The organism is Pseudomonas sp. DTU12.3, from assembly GCF_004124275.1.
Taxonomy (GTDB): domain Bacteria; phylum Pseudomonadota; class Gammaproteobacteria; order Pseudomonadales; family Pseudomonadaceae; genus Aquipseudomonas; species Aquipseudomonas helmanticensis.
In genome coordinates this window covers 3,749,313-3,765,090 of the sequence record NZ_CP027218.1, presented here as the reverse complement: position 1 = coordinate 3,765,090, position 15,778 = coordinate 3,749,313, and the positions used below count along the sequence as shown (strand labels likewise).

At 60.2% G+C, this 15,778-nt stretch carries 15 protein-coding genes; 10 read left to right on the top strand and 5 right to left on the bottom strand.

Going from position 1 to position 15,778, the window contains the following annotated elements; all coding sequences use genetic code 11:
* Nucleotides 1–35: 35 nt before the first annotated feature.
* Genes C2E19_RS17115 through C2E19_RS17105 form a run of 3 tightly spaced genes read right to left on the bottom strand, consistent with a single transcriptional unit; the run spans nucleotide 36 to nucleotide 3,613 of the window.
* Entirely contained in the window at nucleotides 36–983 is a 948-nt protein-coding gene (locus C2E19_RS17115) for a dihydrodipicolinate synthase family protein (protein WP_129394279.1), read from the bottom strand.
* Nucleotides 984–1,038: 55 nt separating this feature from the next.
* Nucleotides 1,039–1,965 carry a 4-hydroxyproline epimerase gene (locus tag C2E19_RS17110; RefSeq protein ID WP_129394278.1) on the bottom strand — a complete coding sequence of 309 codons (927 nt, stop codon included), beginning with the start codon at nucleotides 1,963–1,965 and terminating at the stop codon, nucleotides 1,039–1,041.
* A 22-nt stretch (nucleotides 1,966–1,987) separates the two neighbouring features.
* Nucleotides 1,988–3,613 (bottom strand): APC family permease, encoded by a 1,626-nt coding sequence (locus C2E19_RS17105; RefSeq protein ID WP_129394277.1) that lies wholly within the window; start codon nucleotides 3,611–3,613, stop codon nucleotides 1,988–1,990.
* 230 nt (nucleotides 3,614–3,843) lie between these two features.
* On the opposite strand from C2E19_RS17105, the gene C2E19_RS17100 reads away from it, so the two are divergent.
* A complete protein-coding gene (locus tag C2E19_RS17100) occupies nucleotides 3,844–4,617 on the top strand; it encodes an AraC family transcriptional regulator (protein WP_129394276.1) in 774 nt (257 codons plus the stop codon).
* Nucleotides 4,618–4,705: 88 nt separating this feature from the next.
* On the opposite strand, the gene C2E19_RS17090 is transcribed toward C2E19_RS17100, so the two are convergent.
* Entirely contained in the window at nucleotides 4,706–5,299 is a 594-nt protein-coding gene (locus C2E19_RS17090; protein ID WP_129394275.1) for a LysE family translocator, read from the bottom strand.
* 55 nt (nucleotides 5,300–5,354) lie between these two features.
* Nucleotides 5,355–6,191, bottom strand: coding sequence for an AraC family transcriptional regulator (locus tag C2E19_RS17085; protein ID WP_129394274.1), 837 nt, complete (start codon nucleotides 6,189–6,191; stop codon nucleotides 5,355–5,357).
* A gap of 146 nt (nucleotides 6,192–6,337) precedes the next feature.
* Here C2E19_RS17085 and C2E19_RS17080 point away from each other — a divergent pair, with 146 nt between their 5' ends.
* The 9 genes from C2E19_RS17080 (at nucleotide 6,338) to C2E19_RS17040 (ending at nucleotide 15,500) form a co-directional block, all read left to right on the top strand.
* On the top strand, nucleotides 6,338–6,613 hold the full coding sequence (locus C2E19_RS17080) for a hypothetical protein (RefSeq protein WP_129394273.1): 276 nt from the start codon (nucleotides 6,338–6,340) through the stop codon (nucleotides 6,611–6,613).
* A 1,050-nt stretch (nucleotides 6,614–7,663) separates the two neighbouring features.
* A complete protein-coding gene (locus C2E19_RS17075) occupies nucleotides 7,664–8,710 on the top strand; it encodes an isopenicillin N synthase family oxygenase (protein WP_129394272.1) in 1,047 nt (348 codons plus the stop codon).
* A 27-nt stretch (nucleotides 8,711–8,737) separates the two neighbouring features.
* The gene (locus C2E19_RS17070) at nucleotides 8,738–9,547 is read left to right on the top strand and encodes a MetQ/NlpA family ABC transporter substrate-binding protein (RefSeq protein ID WP_129394271.1); all 810 of its coding nucleotides are present in this window, start codon (nucleotides 8,738–8,740) and stop codon (nucleotides 9,545–9,547) included.
* On the top strand, nucleotides 9,544–10,344 hold the full coding sequence (locus C2E19_RS17065; protein ID WP_129394270.1) for a methionine ABC transporter ATP-binding protein: 801 nt from the start codon (nucleotides 9,544–9,546) through the stop codon (nucleotides 10,342–10,344). Before C2E19_RS17070 ends, C2E19_RS17065 begins: the two co-directional genes overlap by 4 nt.
* Complete coding sequence (locus C2E19_RS17060) at nucleotides 10,341–11,012, top strand: methionine ABC transporter permease (RefSeq protein WP_129394269.1); 672 nt, start codon at nucleotides 10,341–10,343, stop codon at nucleotides 11,010–11,012. The genes C2E19_RS17065 and C2E19_RS17060 overlap by 4 nt, the downstream gene beginning before the upstream one ends.
* A gap of 8 nt (nucleotides 11,013–11,020) precedes the next feature.
* A complete protein-coding gene (locus C2E19_RS17055; RefSeq protein ID WP_129394268.1) occupies nucleotides 11,021–12,577 on the top strand; it encodes a sugar ABC transporter ATP-binding protein in 1,557 nt (518 codons plus the stop codon).
* A complete protein-coding gene (locus C2E19_RS17050) occupies nucleotides 12,570–13,595 on the top strand; it encodes an ABC transporter permease (protein WP_129394267.1) in 1,026 nt (341 codons plus the stop codon). The genes C2E19_RS17055 and C2E19_RS17050 overlap by 8 nt, the downstream gene beginning before the upstream one ends.
* Nucleotides 13,596–13,619: 24 nt before the next feature.
* Nucleotides 13,620–14,675, top strand: a complete 1,056-nt coding sequence (locus C2E19_RS17045; RefSeq protein WP_129394266.1) for a substrate-binding domain-containing protein — start codon at nucleotides 13,620–13,622, stop codon at nucleotides 14,673–14,675.
* Nucleotides 14,676–14,834: 159 nt separating this feature from the next.
* Nucleotides 14,835–15,500: a sulfite oxidase-like oxidoreductase gene (locus C2E19_RS17040; protein ID WP_129394265.1), complete on the top strand. Its 666-nt coding sequence runs from the start codon at nucleotides 14,835–14,837 to the stop codon at nucleotides 15,498–15,500.
* Nucleotides 15,501–15,778 lie beyond the last annotated feature (278 nt).

Genomic DNA, 15,778 nt, shown 5'->3' with positions numbered 1-15,778 from the left:
TGAGGCAATTACCTCGCGGCAGGCGAAAGCATGGTTCAGGCGAAGTTCTGCTCGGCTGACCAGTTCTCGTACCAGTGACGGAACAGCGAATACTGCTTCTCGGCATAACGTCGTTGCGAATCGCTCAGCGCATCGGTTTCGTTGAAGTGCAGGGTGTATTCCTTGTCGCCGTTGAGCACCATCAGATGCTTGTAATACAGCACCAGATCGCAGCCTTCATCGAACGACGACAGCACGGCCAGTGCCGACTCCAGCTCACGCGCCTGACGTCGTGCCTTGGCATCACCCTGGGCCGCTTTCTTGCTCAGTGCTACCAGTTGCAGCACTTCGCGGGGCAGAGCGTTGCCGATCCCGGTGATCGCGCCGGTGGCGTTGCAGTTGACGAAACCGTGCACCACTTGCGTATCGACGCCGACCATCAAGGTCACGCTATCGTCCTTGGAGGTGATGTTTTCAGCGGCGTAACGCAGGTCGGCGCCACCGCCGAATTCCTTGAAACCAATCAGGTTCGGGTATTCGCGACGCAGTTCGAAAAACAGCTCGGCGCGGGTGGCGAAGCCGTAGTAAGGGCTGTTGTAGATCACCGCCGGCAAGTTCGGCGCCGCTTGCAGGATCGCCGCGAAGTGGGCTTTCTGCGCAGCCGCCGAAGCACCCCGGGACAGTACGCGGGGAATCACCATCAGACCCTGCGCGCCGACTTTTGCCGCGTGCGCTGCATGGGCGACCGCTTCGCGAGTGTTGACTGCGCCGGTCCCGACAATCGTTGGAATCCCCGCCGCGACCAAGCGCGCCACGCCTTCCTGACGCTCGGCTTCGGTAAGCAGCGGCCAGTCACCCATGGAGCCGCAATAGACCACGGCACTCATGCCGATATCGATCAGCTCGCGACCCTTGGCCACCAGCGCATCGAAGTCCGGTTTGCGCTGGGCGGTGCACGGGGTCATCAGGGCCGGCATGCAACCGGTGAAGATGTTGTCGCTCATTGTTTTAACTCCTTGGCACATCATTCAAATTGAGGTGAAAAGTCCGCGCGGCAGCTCAGATGCCCCACGCGAACGGATCTGCTTCGTCGATCAGCAAGGTGCTGTCGGCGGTCATGTAGGCGCGGCCGGTGATGAACGGCCGGATGCGCTCGCCTTGCCATTCGTAGCGACCTTCGAACTGGCTGCCGGTGATGCTTGCCTGCACCCAGCGTGCGCCGGGTTGCAGCTTGTCGTCGGCGGCGAGGCAGGCGAGTTTGGCGCTGGTGCCGGTGCCGCACGGGGAGCGGTCGTAGGCTTTGCCGGGGCACATGACGAAGTTGCGGCTGTCGGCGTTGGCGTCATCGGCGAACAGTTCGATGTGGTCGATAACGGCGCCGTCTTCACCATGGATGCCTTGGTCTTCAAGGGCTTTGAGCATCGCCCAGGTGTAGGCGGTGAGGTGCTCGACGTTGTCCATGGAAAGCGTCTGGCCGTGCTCGGAGACGAGGAAAAACCAGTTGCCGCCGTAGGCGATATCGCCGAATACCCGGCCGAATCCCGGAACATCCACCGGCACGTGTTTGCGGTACCGATAAGCCGGAACGTTGCCCAGCGTGACGGATCCGTCGTCATGCAACGTGGCGCTGACTGGGCCGACCGGGGTGTCGATCTTGTGGATGCCCGGGGCGATTTTCCCCAGGTACTGCAGCGAGTTGATCAGGCCGATGGTGCCGTGACCGCACATGCCCAGATAACCGGCGTTGTTGAAGAAGATCACTCCGCACGTGGCATCCGCCGAGACCGGCTCGCAATACAGCGCACCGACCAGCACGTCGTTGCCGCGCGGTTCCAGCAGGCAGGCGCGGCGCCAGGCGTCATGCTGATTGCGCAGGGCATCGCGCTTTTCCACCATGCTGTTGCCGGGCAGATCGGGGAAACCATTCATTACCAGGCGCGTGGGCTCACCGCCGGTGTGGGAATCAATGACGTGTACGCGTTTCATGAGTGTGTCCCGTTGGGTGATTTCAATAGGCGCCGGCAGGGCGCGCAGACACGGTCGAGGCGGGGGCGGTGACTTCGCTTTCTTCATCGTCCTCCTCCAGACGTACCAGGTGCGCCGGCACGCCAGTTGCTGCGCCCCAGTAATAGATGCCGGTTGCGCAAGCAGCGACGACGATTGTGTCGAACGGATGAGCGAGGATGCCCAGGCCACCGAAAGTGCCGAGTTTCGACAGCACGATGGTCACCGCGTAGAAGGCGATCAGCCACGCCGACGAGCGCACCTGGCTGGCCAGATTGAGGTGAGCAGTCGGTACGAAACGACCGCAGAGCAGGTACACGACGAACATCAGGATTTGCAGGCCGAGCAGCCACGACACCGTGCTCCAGCCCGACCAGTAAACGATCAGCGCGGCGATGATGAACGACACCGGCCCGAGCACGCCCATGCACTTGACCCGGAACGGGCGCGGCATGTTCGGTGCATTGCGGCGCAACGCGGCCACGGAAACCGGCGCTACCGCATAGCTCAATACCAGTGCGGCGGAAACCACATTGATCAACGCTTCCCACGACGGGAACGGCAGGGTCCAGAACACCGACAGGGCGAAGGTCAGCCACAGCGCCGGACGCGGGATGCCGGACTTCTCATCGATGTGGGTGAAGACTTTGAAGAAGGTTCCGGTCTGCGCCCAGCCGTAGATCACGCGCGGGGTGGCGTTCATGTAGATGTTGCCGCAACCGCTCGGCGAGATCACCGCGTCGGCGACCACCAGATAAGCCAGCCAGCCGACGCCCAGCGCCAGCGCGATGTCGCGATACGGCAGGGCAAATTCCTTGCTGATGCCAGCCCAGCCGTTGGCGAGCATTTCCGTCGGAATGCTGCCGAGGAACGCCATTTGCAGCAGCACGTAGATCAGGGTCGAGAGCAGCACCGAAAGGATCAGCGCGATGGGAATGGTGCGCTGCGGATTTTTCACTTCGCTGGCCACCGAGATGATCGGCGTCAGGCCCAGATACGCGAAAATGACGCCACCTGCCGACACTGCCATCTCCACACCGGACAAGCCGAACGGCGCGAAACCTTGCACCTGGAAGTTAGCCGGTTTGAAGAAGGTGAACAGCACGCCAATCACCAGCAGCGGCACAATGAACTTGAACACGCTGATCAGGTTGTTGGCCTTGGCGAAGGTCTTCACGCTGCGATAATTGAGCAGGAAAAACACACAAAGCAGGGCGAACTGGAGCATCCAGCCGAGCATGGTCGGGTCGCCGCTGCCAGCCTTGGTCAGGCCGGGAAACCACGCTGCTGCGTATTGGCGCGAGGCAACCACTTCGATCGCCACCAGACTGGAAAAGGCGATCAGCGTGATGAAACCCATCAGGTAACCCAGCAGCGGCCCGTGCGAGTAGACCGGGTAACGCACCACGCCGCCGGCACGTGGCAATGCCGCGCCCAGTTCGCAGTAAACAATGCCCAGCAGCAACACGGCAAAACCGCCCAGCAGCCAAGAGAAAATCCCCGCCGGCCCGGCAATCGCGGACACATGACTGGCCGCGAACAACCAGCCGGAACCGAAAATCGCTCCTAGCCCGATAAATGTGAGGTCGATCAGTGAAAGCTGTTTTTTGAACTTGCCTTGGCCTGACATGGCATCGCCTTCTTGTGAGTTATTGGATAGGCAGTTGTGTCACTGGGACGGCCAGACTTTGAACCGATCGCCAGGTCGGCGATTGATGTTTTGCTTCGGGATCGATGACGAAATCAGCACAATTGCGTAGAACAAACGTGCCGCTCGACAGGCCTTTGACGATGCTGCAATCTGCACGCGACGGCCGCAGCGCGGACACTTGGCCGATTGATCAGCAGGGGAGACTTTCGATGCAAAGCGCGTTTTCGATCCTGGCCCAGGGTCATGACGGTCATCGTCCTCAGACGCTTGCAGAGCTGTTGGCCGGCGCAGCGCTGCTGTTGCCGATGCTCGACGTGATCCCCAATGCGGCGATTTTCATCAAGGACATGCAGGCACGTTATGTGTTGGCCAACCGCACGCTGGTGCAGCGTTGCGGCCTGAAGGACTTGCGCCCGTTGCTCGGCAAAACCAGCGCGCAGGTGTTCCCGGCGCAACTGGGGCCTGGTTACACCGAGCAGGATCGCAAGGTGCTGGAGGAAGGGTTTGTGCTGGAGGATCAGCTTGAACTGCACCTGTATGGCAGCCGCGAGCCCGGCTGGTGCCTGACTCATAAACAGCCGCTGTACAACCGCGATGGCGAGATCATCGGCCTCGCAGGCATTTCGGTCGATCTGCAATCGGCCAGTGAAACCCACCCGGCGTTCCAGCGACTGGCCGCTGTCGACGAGCACATTCGCGCGCATTTCAATCGGCGCGTGACCCTCGGCGAGCTGACTAAAATCGCCGGTATTTCAGTCGCGCAACTGGAGCGCTACTGCAAGCGCGTGTTTCACCTGACGCCACGGCAGATGATCCAGAAAGTGCGCCTGGAACACGCCCATCGCCTGTTGCACACTGACCTGCCGATTACCGACGTTGCATTGCAGTGCGGCTACACCGATCACAGTGCCTTCACTCGCCAGTTCAAGGCCTCGACCGGCTTCACCCCCCGCCAATATCGCCAAGCCACCTCACCCGTGTAGGAGCTGCCGCAGGCTGCGATCTTTTGATCTTGTTTTTTACGATCAAGATCAAAAGATCGCAGCCTGCGGCAGCTCCTACAGGGGGGATTCAGAGGATGGTGAGCCATGCCGACAGCAGCAGTAACAGCGCCAGGACTGCGTTCATGCGCTTGAACGCTTGCGGTGTTCCGATCAATCGTCTGCTGCCCACGCCAAGCAAGGCCCAGAGCGTCATGCACGGCAACGACACCAACAGGAACGCCAGTGACAACACCAACAACTGCAGCGTCTTGTCGCCGCCGCCGAGAAACACGCTGACCACCGCCACGGCCATCATCCACACCTTGGGGTTGACCAGTTGCAGCATGGCCGCACCGACAACGCTGATGCCTTTTTCTTGCGTATCCGCCGGGTTCAGCGATGGCGGTGCACTGCGAAAGATCTGCCATGCCAGCCAACTCAACCAGAGCACACCGCCCCAGGCCATGGCTTGCTGCACACGTGGAAAGCGCAGCAATGTTTCGCCGGCGCCAAGACCCACCACCAGAACGATCAATGCAGCTGCCGCGCATGCACCAAAAATAATCGGTAGCGTGGCGAGCAAGCCTTGGCGCGAGCTGTGGCTCAACACGAGGATGTTGGTCGGCCCCGGTGTGATCGAAGCAACGAAAGCAAACAGCAGGAAGGGCAACAATGACGCCATGATTCGGATTCCCTGAGAGTCAAAACAGGGAGCCATGATCGTCAGTTGGCGGGCGTCAGTCTGGAAGGTTTGAGCAGCGCTTGCGGTAGTCCGCCGGTGTCAGTTGGTAAGCGCGGCGAAACCAGCGGCCCAAGTGACTTTGATCGGCAAAACCGAGCACGCTGGCAACCTGCGCCGGTGTTTCACCGCGTGCCAGCAACTGCCGTGCCTTGGCCAAACGAAGCTGGATCAGGTAAGCGTGCGGCGCCAGACCGAAAGCTGCCTTGAAGGCGCGGCTCAGACGAAAACGATCCACCCCGCAAACGCGCGCGAGGTCATCGAGACCAATGTCTTCATAGGTATGCGCGTGCAGATAATCCCGCGCCACTTGGGCCACCATCGGCAGACGCGGATCGAAATCCTGACGCTTGCGCCAGGCGAGATGGCCAGTGAGCGAGCCCAGCAGGCCATCGATGGCGGTTTGGCGAACGATGCGCAAGTCGCCGTCATGCAGTGCGTGGAAGGCCTGATGAATGGCGGTGGCCAGACGCGCGTCCTGGCTCAAGGTGTCGGCAAAACCGGGCTGGCTGTCGGACGGCGCGTCTTCGAACAGCGCGTGCATTTCGCGCTCCAGCCAATGCGGGTCGAGGTACAGCATCGAATAGGTAAAGCCGTCCTCGGTTGGCGCATGGCCATCGTGAATCTCTCCCGGTTCCAGCAAGATCGCCTGGCCCGGCGTACTGCGATGACGCACGCGGCGGCAATTGAACTGCTGAACGCCTTGCTCAGTCACTCCGACGAGAAAGCTGTCATGCCAGTGCGGGTCGTAGGCATGCCCTTCAAAGTGAGCGCGAATCGATTCAATCCCGGTATCGACATCCTGGGACAGATCGATCCAGTTGCGTTTATCCACGGAAGGCTCCAGGGCTCGGCTTTGAAAAATGCGGCCTCATAAAATACCGCGCAATGCAGGTGGACGTTTAGAAGATTTGTGCAGAAAGGCCAGGGCAAACGGCTAGACTCATCGGCACACGACCCTTTAGCGACAGGTGCAACACAATGATCGACCGACGCTCGCTCTGGGTCCTGTCTACCCTGATTGCCCTTAGCCTGACGCTGACCGCAGGCTGTTCGAACCGTAAGCATTATCCTCCCTCAGGCGTCGGCGACAGCTGTTATGCCAAGGCGTTGCCGACTGTTGGCGAGGGTGGTCTGGCATGGGGCTCCAGCCTGAACATGGCGCGACAGAAATCGATGAACAACTGCATCCGCTACGCCGGACGCTCCGGAGGCACGCCGAATACCTGTCAGGTGGTATTGGCCAAGTGCAAATAGCCTGATCCAGAAAGTCCCTTCGCCCACCGACGCCCGCGCGGCCCAGTTGCACCTGACAGATCTGGGCCGCGAGATTCTCGTCCGGAATTGCAGGCGAAAAAAAACCGCCTTTGCGGGGCGGTTCTTTTTGTAAACCTCGGTTTGCGGCCGGGGTTTGGAGCTTCACTAGCTGCTCCGACGTGCACTTATGGTATGAGCCTTTGTGCGTTCTTGCAATGAAGAATTTGTTTTCAACTGGTTTATTTGTTGTGAGTTAATCGAAAGAAAAGCTGACGGAAATAACATTTTACAATGGCTGGGAATTACTCTGCCTGGAACCTGGGATTTGAGAGGTATGATGGCGCCGCTCTCATGTTTGTGTATCGGTGAGGCTTGGCTGGCACTTAACGATTTCATGCCCTCTGACACGGTTTTGCACCCGTGCCGGAATGATGGATCGGAGGGGATCCAACCGGCCGCCTCACTAGCTGCTCCGACGTGCAGCCGAAAGCAGGCATGATCCGGTAAGTCTGCTGGAGGTCTGGCCTCCTAACCTGGAGGCCAAAACGTATGAAGCATTTGCTGCGTACGCTGAGCCTCGTATGGAGATCGTTTAAAGCATTGAGCTTTTACGAGTTCCTGCGAGACCACTTTGACGATCTGAAGTAACGAACGTCCCAGTGGGGAACCCCGTTTCAGTCTTATGCTGAAACGGGTTTTTATTGTATAAAGCTGTCAAAAGTAGGAATTGTCTTTTTCGCAGTCTTTGCCAGCGCCGAACAGCGCAGCCAACGCCCCGCGCCTGACCCTCCCTGTAGGAGCTGCCGCAGGCTGCGATCTTTTGATGTTGTTTTTAAAAAGACAAGACCAAAAGATCGCAGCCTGCGGCAGCTCCTACAGGGATCGGCTTAAGCTAATGCGAAAAAGATATTGGATTGGTTTTTTTAAGATCGTTTAGTTTTGTCTGCAACCACGAATCAACGCATCAAACCGATAGACCCCCGATTGCCATGACGGCACACGCTGAATCGATCACAGGTTCTTCAGGTTTGATTCACACGGGAGTGAATCATGCCGCATGCCCTCGATATCACCACGTTGCCGACGCTCGACCTTTCGTTGTTCGACGGCACCGCGCAACAGCGCTACGAATTTCTTGAAAGCCTGCGCCACGCCGCTCGCGATGTCGGTTTTTTCTATCTGACCGGACATGGCATCGACAGCACCTTACTCAAGCAAGTGCAGGATCACGCCCGGCAATTTTTTGCCTTGCCTGACAGCGAGAAAAACGCCGTCGGCATGATCAACTCGCCACACTTTCGCGGCTACAACCGCGCCGCTTCGGAAATCACCCGTGGCCAACCCGATCAACGCGAACAGTTTGATCTGGGCGCCGAACGTGAAGCCTTGCCGTTAGACGCGGACAGCCCGTTTTGGGCGCGGTTGCAAGGCCCCAATCAATGGCCGGCGGCATTGCCGGAACTCAAACCCTTGCTGCTCGACTGGCAACAGGCGATGACGCGCATGTCCTTGCATCTGCTGCGCGCCTTCGCTCAGGCACTGTCGTTACGGGCCGATGCGTTTGATCAGTTGTACGGCGACAAGCCCAACGAACACATCAAGCTGATGCGTTATCCCGGTCAGTCCGCCGGGGCAAGCCATCAAGGCGTTGGCGCGCACAAGGACTCCGGGTTCCTCAGCTTTCTGCTGCAAGACCATCAGGCCGGTCTGCAAGTCGAGGTCGACGAGGGGCGCTGGATCGATGCGCTGCCTCGGGAAAACACTTTGGTGGTGAATATTGGCGAATTGCTTGAACTCGCCAGCAACGGCTACTTGCGCGCCACGGTGCATCGGGTGGTTTCACCGCCCGAAGGCAGTGAGCGCCTGTCCATCGCCTTCTTCCTCGGCGCACAACTCGACGCCACAGTGCCGCTGTATCCGCTGCCGACGGCGTTGTTGCGCGAGGCGCGCGGGCCAGCGAGTGATCCGCTCAATCCATTGTTTCGCGATGTCGGCTGGAACTACCTCAAGGGGCGTTTGCGCTCGCATCCGGATGTCGCGCAACGCTTCTATGCCGACGCGCTGCTGCCACCTGTGCCGGTGCGTAAAACCGCCTGATTGATCACCCGCTCAAGGACTCTCGACATGTTGAAACAAGCAGGTTTGACCCTGGCCGTCCTCGGCGCACTGGTGACATCGTTCGGTGCGCAGGCGCTGGAACCGTTGCGCGTGGCTGCCGACCCGGTGCCCCACGCGCAGATACTCGCGTACATCCAGAAAATCGATCCGCAACTCAACCTGAAGATCATCGAAATCCCCAACGGCGTGAACTCCAACGAGCTTTTGGTGCACGGTGATGTCGACGCCAATTACTTCCAGCATCTGCCGTACCTGAAGTCCCAGGAACAGGCCCTCGGTGAGAAATTGGCAGTGGCGGCCACGGTGCATATCGAGCCGCTGGGGATTTACTCGCGCCGCTACAAGAGCTTCGCCGACGTACCGGCAAAAGGCACGGTCGCCGTCCCCAACAACGTCACCAACCTGAGTCGCGCCCTGTATCTGCTGCAGGACAATGGCCTGATCAAACTCAAACCCGGCTTCAACGATCCGGCCGCCGATCAGGCAACGCCCAAGGACATCGCCGAAAACCCGAAACAGCTGAAGATCCTCGAAATCGAATCGCCGCAGATTCCACGCTCGCTGGACGACGTCGATCTGGCGGTGATCAACGGCAACTACGCGCTCGATGCCGGGCTGGTACCGGCCAAGGATGCGCTGGGGCTGGAGAAGGCCGAGCACAATCCTTACGCGAATATTCTGGTGACCACGCCAAAGCTGGAAAACGACCCACGCATCGCGCAACTGGCCAAGGATCTGACCTCACCGCAAGTGGCCAAATACATCACCGATAACTTCGCCGGTTCGGTGATTCCGGTGGCAGGCGGCAAGCCATGATCAGCGTCGAGCAGTTGAGCAAGACCTATCCATCGGCGTCGCAACCGGCGCTCGATCAAGTCTCGCTGAGTATTCCCGATGGCGCCGTCTACGGGATTCTCGGGCGCAGCGGGGCGGGTAAATCGACGCTGCTGCGTTGCCTCAATCTGCTCGAACGCCCGGACAGCGGGCGGATTCTGCTGGATGGCGTTGACCTGATGACGCTCTCCGCCAGCGACTTGCGCACGCAACGCCAACGCATCGGCATGATCTTCCAGGGCTTCAACCTGCTGCATTCGCGCAATGTCTTCGACAACATCGCCGTGCCGCTGGAAATCGCCAATGTCGGCAAACCGTGGCGCCATGTGCGGGTGCGCGAGCTGCTGGAACTGGTCGGCTTGAGCGACAAGGCACAGGCTTTTCCTTCGCAATTGTCCGGCGGCCAGAAACAGCGCGTGGGGATTGCCCGGGCGTTGGCCGCGGAGCCGGCGTACTTGCTGTCGGACGAAGCGACCAGCGCCCTCGACCCGGAAACCACCGCGTCGATTCTCGAGCTGTTGCGCGATATCAATCGGCAACTTGGCCTGACCATTGTGCTGATCACCCACGAACTCGACGTGGTCAAATCGATCTGCGATCACGCCGCGCTCATGGCTAACGGCCGGTTGGTCGAAGCCGGTCCGGTACCGCGGCTGATGGCTGACCCACAATCGAGCCTGGGCAGTTCGCTGCGCCCGACCTGCGGGTTACCGCTGGGGCATGCGGCGCCGGGGCTGAGTTTCCTCAAACAGTACGGCGTACGGGCGGCACAATCATGAACCGCTCGATCGACTGGCATGAAATCCTCCAACTGGTGCTCAACGCCACCGGTGAAACCCTGTACATGGTGTTGCTCGCCGGGCTTTTCACGCTGCTGATCGGCTTGCCACTAGGCGTCTTGCTGTTTATCAGTCGGCGCAGCGGTCTTTACCCGATGCCACGTCTGAATGCGGCGCTGAGTGCCTTGGTCAATCTCGGCCGCTCATTGCCGTTCGTGGTGATGTTGATTGCGCTGATCCCGCTGACCCGCTTGGTGGTCGGTACAACCTTGGGCAGTACCGCCGCCGTGGTGCCGATCACCATCGGTGCGTTTCCGTTTTTCGCCCGCATCGTTGAAAACGCCCTGGACGAAGTCGACAAGGGCCGCATCGAAGCGATCCTCGCCATGGGCGGCGACATCGGCCATGTGATCTTCAAAGTGCTGTTGCCCGAAGCACTGCCGGCGTTGCTTGCCGGGATCACATTGACGTTGGTGATGCTGATCGGATTCTCCTCGATGGCCGGGGTGATCGGTGGCGGTGGGCTCGGTGATCTGGCAATCCGTTACGGCTATCAGCGCTTCAACAATGAAGTCATGGTTGCCACCGTCGTGGTGTTGGTCATCCTCGTTCAAGGCGTGCAGAGCCTGGGCGATCGATTGGTGCGTTCGCTGGCTCATCGCCGCTAAGGAATTTTATGAGTGCGCCTGTCGTCGTGGCCTGCGAGCCGCTGATTCGTGTGCGTGAGCTGAGCAAGTCGTTTGCTTCGAACCGGGCGCTGGACGGCGTCAGCCTGAATATTTATCCCGCCGAAGTGGTGGCGTTGCTCGGGGCCAACGGCGCGGGCAAGTCGACTCTGGTGAAGATTCTCGCGGGCAGCCAGACCGCCGATGCAGGCGAGATCAGTGTCGACGGTCAGCCTCGACATTTCAGCTCGCCGTTGTCTGCGCGCAGGGTCGGCATTGTCGCCGTGCATCAGCAGATCAACGAAGGCATCGCACCGGGTTTGAGTGTGGCGGAGAACCTCCTGCTCGATGAGTTGTGCAAGCCTGGTGCGGATTTCTGGCTCAACCGCAAACGCCTGCTGGAACGCGCCGCGAGCATTGCGGCCGGCCTCGGTCTGACCTTGCCGCTGGAGCAGCCGATCGAACACCTCGGTCAGGCCGAACGGCAATTGGTCGTCCTGGCCCGAGCCTTTGCTTTGCAGCCGCGACTGCTGATTCTCGATGAACCGACGGCGGCGTTGTCCGATGCCGAAGCGCAGCGCTTGTTCGCCCTGATCGACACCTTGCGCGATCGTGGCGTGGCGATTGTTTACATTTCTCATCGCCTGTCCGACCTGCAACGTGTGGCGGATCGCGCCATCGTCCTGCGTGATGGACGACTGGCCGGTGAGTTCACCGCGCGGCAGTTGCCCGAGGCGGTCACCGCCATGCTCGGCCAGGCGCTGCAAGCGCATACCTACACGCCGCGCGTGGCGGGGCAGCAAGTGGTGCAGTTGCACGGACTGAAAGTCCTGCCGCGCACGAAAAGCTTCGATCTGAAACTGCATGAAAACGAAGTCGTGGTGCTGACCGGGTTGTTGGGCGCCGGTAAAACCGAGATCGCCGAAGTCTTGTTCGGTCTGCGTCAAGCGGCGTCGGGCTGGCTGCAAGTGGATGGCGTTGAAGGGTTCGCCAGGTCGCCACGCGAGGCGATTCAGCGCGGTGTGTTCTTTGCCGCCGAAGACCGTGCCAGTCAGTCGCTGGTGCCTGACTTCTCCCTGCGTCGCACGCTGACCTTGCCATTTCTTGAGCGTTTTACCCGTGGTGGCTTCATCCGCAATCGCGCTGAAGCCGCAGCAGTCGAGGCGCAGGTGGTGGCGCTCGGCATCAAGACCGCCGGCATCGATGTGCCGATGACCGCGCTGTCTGGCGGCAATCAACAAAAAGTCGTGCTCGGCCGGTGGTTGCTCGGCGAGGGGCGGGTATTGATCCTCGATGAGCCGTTCCAGGGCGTCGACGTGCGTGCGCGTCGCGAGATCGGCCAACTGCTGCGCGACAGCGCCCACGGCCGCGCGACATTGGTGATTTGCGCCGATGTCGATGAAGCCCTCGAGATTGCCGATCGAATCCTGCTGGTACGTGATCACGCGGTGGTCGCCGAATACCCGCGCGCGGGCCTCAATCGCGCCGAGCTGGTCAGTGCCCTGGCCGGCAGCGATGTCTTTGAACCCCCCCCTCAAGCCACGCCAAGGAGCAGAGCGAGTGCCTGATTCGAGTTCACTGTTATCGATCCGCACGGCACCTGCCGAACGTCTGCTGCAAGCGCTGATCCGCTATGGCCTGTTGTGGTTGCTGGCGCTGATCGTGGTGTTTTTCAGTTTCGCCGAGCCTGCCTTCCTGCGCGTCGGCAATCTGTTCAGCATCCTGCAATCGGTGTCGATCGTGGCGCTGCTGGCGCTGGGTGTAACGCTGACCATGGCGGTCGGCGGCCTCGACCTGTCGATTGGCGCGGTGGCGGCGATGAGTCTGATGATCGCCAGTTACGTGATGGTCGTACTCGGCTGGGGCGCCGTGCCGGCGGTGCTGATCAGTCTGGCGGGCGGCGCGCTGGTCGGGCTGCTCAACGGCTGGCTGATCGTCAAACTGCGTGTGCCGGACATTCTCGCGACGCTCGGCAGCATGTTTCTGGTGATCGGTGTGCAGTTGATTCCCACGGGCGGGCGCTCGATTGCGGTGGGCATGACTTTGCCCAACGGTGAAGAAACCGAAGGGACATTCAGCGCCGCGTTCCTCGCTCTGGGTCGCGGCCGGCTGTGGGACGTGGTGCCGATTCCGGTGCTGATCACCGCTGTGGTGGCTGTTGCGGTGTGGCTGTTTCTCGAACGTACGCGCATTGGCCGGTTGTTCTATGCGATTGGCGGCAACGAGCAGGCGGCGCGGCTGGCCGGTGCGCCGGTGCAGCGCTTCAAGTTACTGGCGTACGTGCTCTCGGCAGTGCTGGCGTCACTCGGTGGACTGTTGCTCGCGGCGCGCCTGGGCCGTGGCGATGTCAGTTCCGGTAACGGCCTGGTGCTGGATGCACTGGGCGCGGCGCTGATCGGTTTTGCCGTGCTCGGCGCCAAGAAACCCAACGCGTTTGGCACCCTCGTCGGCGCGCTGCTGGTGGCGTCGTTGCTCAATGGCCTGACCATGCTCAACGCGCCGTATTACGCACAGGATTTCGTCAAGGGACTGGTGCTGGTGCTGGCCCTGATGTTCACCTTCGGCCTCGCGCATCGAGCGCGCTGAGCCGCCTCCAATCAAGGAAGTTGTATGCACGGTTCAATCAAACAGTTTGCCCGCCATTGCCTCGCGGCGGCGGTGCTTTCGACGTTGGCGCTGGGCGCGCAAGCCAAGGCATTGCCTGGCGCACCGGCGCCGTTCGATAAAGGTCAGGTGCAGATTGCGCTGGTGGGTTATCTGTTTTCCGGGGACTTTCCCGAGGCGTATCTGCGCGGCGTGGAAAAACAGACTGAAGCGTTGGGTGCGAACTTGCGCGTGTTCGATGCGCGGCAGCAGGCGGCGAGTCAGGGCGAGATGATCGATCAGGCGGCCGATCTCGGTGTCGACGGGATCATCGTGCAATTGGGTCTGGCGGAAACCCTCAAAGGGCCGATTGACCGGGCCATCGCCAAAGGCATCAAGGTCGTCGCCTTCGATGTCGATCTGAACACGCCGCAAGTGACGCAAGTCGAGCAGGATCACCATGCCTTGGCGCGTCTGGCACTGGATCAAGCGGTGAAGGACAACGGCACGCGTTTCGATGCCGGTTATGTGTACATCAGCGGTTTCACGCCGATGGAGCGCCGTGACCAGATCTGGAGTCAGGTCAAGCAGGCCAATCCGGGAATCATCGAGAAGGCACGGTTCGGCACGCTGAATCCGCCGATTGCCAATTCGGTGGCGGATCAGGCCAGTGCGGTGCTGCGGGCGAATCCGGGGATCAGCGTGATTTTTGCGCCGTTCGACGAGTTTGCCAAAGGCGCGAAGATTGCCGTGGACGAAGCCGGGCTGGCGAGCAAGGTGAAGATTTACAGCGCCGATATTTCCACGGCCGACATCCAGATCATGAAAGAGCCGGACAGCGCCTGGGCCGCGACGGCAGCGGTCAATCCGCAAGTGGCCGGGGCGATCAGTGCGCGCAGTCTGGCGATGTTGATTGCCGGGGAAAACCCTGGCCATCAGGTGCTGGTGCCGCCGACGTTGATCACTCGCCAGCAACTGCTGGACCTGGACGTGAAAAACGTCCGCGACCTCGCGCAAAAACTCCCGGCCTTCGGCGACACCGCCAACGTCGCACGGGCGCCATGGATTCCCGTGGCTAACTAAAACAGCACCCTGTGGGAGCTGGCTTGCCAGCGATAGCGGTGTTTCAGCCGATAGAGATATTGACTCGACAGGCCTCATCGCTGGCAAGCCAGCTCCCACAAGGGCGGGTTGAGTCATAGAATTTTCGGCTGATTTGCATTGGCGAAATCTGGAGAACACATGCACAACAAGGCTGCGCGCCTGCGCAAAAGCCGTTCGCCGAGTGCCGATCCGCTGTTCGGCGCACGACTGCCGCCGGGGCAAGTGCTGACGGAGCGCTTTCCGATTCTGCACGAAGGCGCAGTGCCGCAATACGATCTTGCTGATTGGTCGCTACGCCTGTTTGGCACGCTCGAACAGTCGATCAAGTTGCGTTATGCCGACCTGCTGGCAATGCCGCAACGGCAGTTGCAATGCGACATTCATTGCGTCACGCGCTGGTCGAAGTTCGACACCCAATGGAGTGGGGTGCATCTGCAGGATCTGTTGCAAGTACTGAACATCCAGCCCAAGTCAGCCTTCGTCATGGCCCACGCTGACCACGATTACCAGACCAATCTGCGACTCGACGATCTGTTGCACCCGGACAGCCTGTTGGCCACCCATTACCACGGCCAACCGCTGACCGCGCAACACGGCTGGCCGTTGCGTCTGGTGGTCGCCGGCCGGTATTTCTGGAAGAGCGCAAAATGGTTGCGCGGTCTTGAATTTGTCGAGCATGAACAACCGGGTTTCTGGGAGCAGAACGGCTTTCACCTGCACGCCGATCCGTTTGCCGAACAGCGTTTCAGCGGTGATGAACTGGACATTGCCGAAGATGCCTGGCGGGACAAAGAGTTCGACTAAGCGCCCGCCTCGTAATGCGATCAACTGTGAGAACTGGCTTGCCAGCGATGCGGTTCAGCCAGTCACCAGATTCGTTGAATGACACTCCGCTATCGCTGGCAAGCCAGCTCTTGCAGAAGGCAGTTTTATAGTTGGATTAGTTTGTTTTTAATGGGCTTTAGTGTTGCCTCAGCAACACTTGTGTTGGACTAAGAACACTCCTTAAGAGCGATCTAACCTAAGTGTTATTGGTTCTTTTGCGCTAAGCCGCCGCTCGTCTAGCATCAGGCTCCAAGGGG

Excerpts from the sequence above, each read along its gene's own strand:
- C2E19_RS17080 (WP_129394273.1), top strand. The coding sequence starts at position 6,338 with ATGATCGACCGACGCTCGCTCTGGGTCCTGTCTACCCTGATTGCCCTT.
- C2E19_RS17105 (WP_129394277.1), bottom strand. The coding sequence starts at position 3,613 with ATGTCAGGCCAAGGCAAGTTCAAAAAACAGCTTTCACTGATCGACCTC.
- C2E19_RS17075 (WP_129394272.1), top strand. The coding sequence starts at position 7,664 with ATGCCGCATGCCCTCGATATCACCACGTTGCCGACGCTCGACCTTTCG.
- C2E19_RS17055 (WP_129394268.1), top strand. The coding sequence starts at position 11,021 with ATGAGTGCGCCTGTCGTCGTGGCCTGCGAGCCGCTGATTCGTGTGCGT.
- C2E19_RS17100 (WP_129394276.1), top strand. The coding sequence starts at position 3,844 with ATGCAAAGCGCGTTTTCGATCCTGGCCCAGGGTCATGACGGTCATCGT.
- C2E19_RS17110 (WP_129394278.1), bottom strand. The coding sequence starts at position 1,965 with ATGAAACGCGTACACGTCATTGATTCCCACACCGGCGGTGAGCCCACG.
- C2E19_RS17060 (WP_129394269.1), top strand. The coding sequence starts at position 10,341 with ATGAACCGCTCGATCGACTGGCATGAAATCCTCCAACTGGTGCTCAAC.
- C2E19_RS17040 (WP_129394265.1), top strand. The coding sequence starts at position 14,835 with ATGCACAACAAGGCTGCGCGCCTGCGCAAAAGCCGTTCGCCGAGTGCC.
- C2E19_RS17070 (WP_129394271.1), top strand. The coding sequence starts at position 8,738 with ATGTTGAAACAAGCAGGTTTGACCCTGGCCGTCCTCGGCGCACTGGTG.
- C2E19_RS17065 (WP_129394270.1), top strand. The coding sequence starts at position 9,544 with ATGATCAGCGTCGAGCAGTTGAGCAAGACCTATCCATCGGCGTCGCAA.
- C2E19_RS17115 (WP_129394279.1), bottom strand. The coding sequence starts at position 983 with ATGAGCGACAACATCTTCACCGGTTGCATGCCGGCCCTGATGACCCCG.
- C2E19_RS17045 (WP_129394266.1), top strand. The coding sequence starts at position 13,620 with ATGCACGGTTCAATCAAACAGTTTGCCCGCCATTGCCTCGCGGCGGCG.
- C2E19_RS17090 (WP_129394275.1), bottom strand. The coding sequence starts at position 5,299 with ATGGCGTCATTGTTGCCCTTCCTGCTGTTTGCTTTCGTTGCTTCGATC.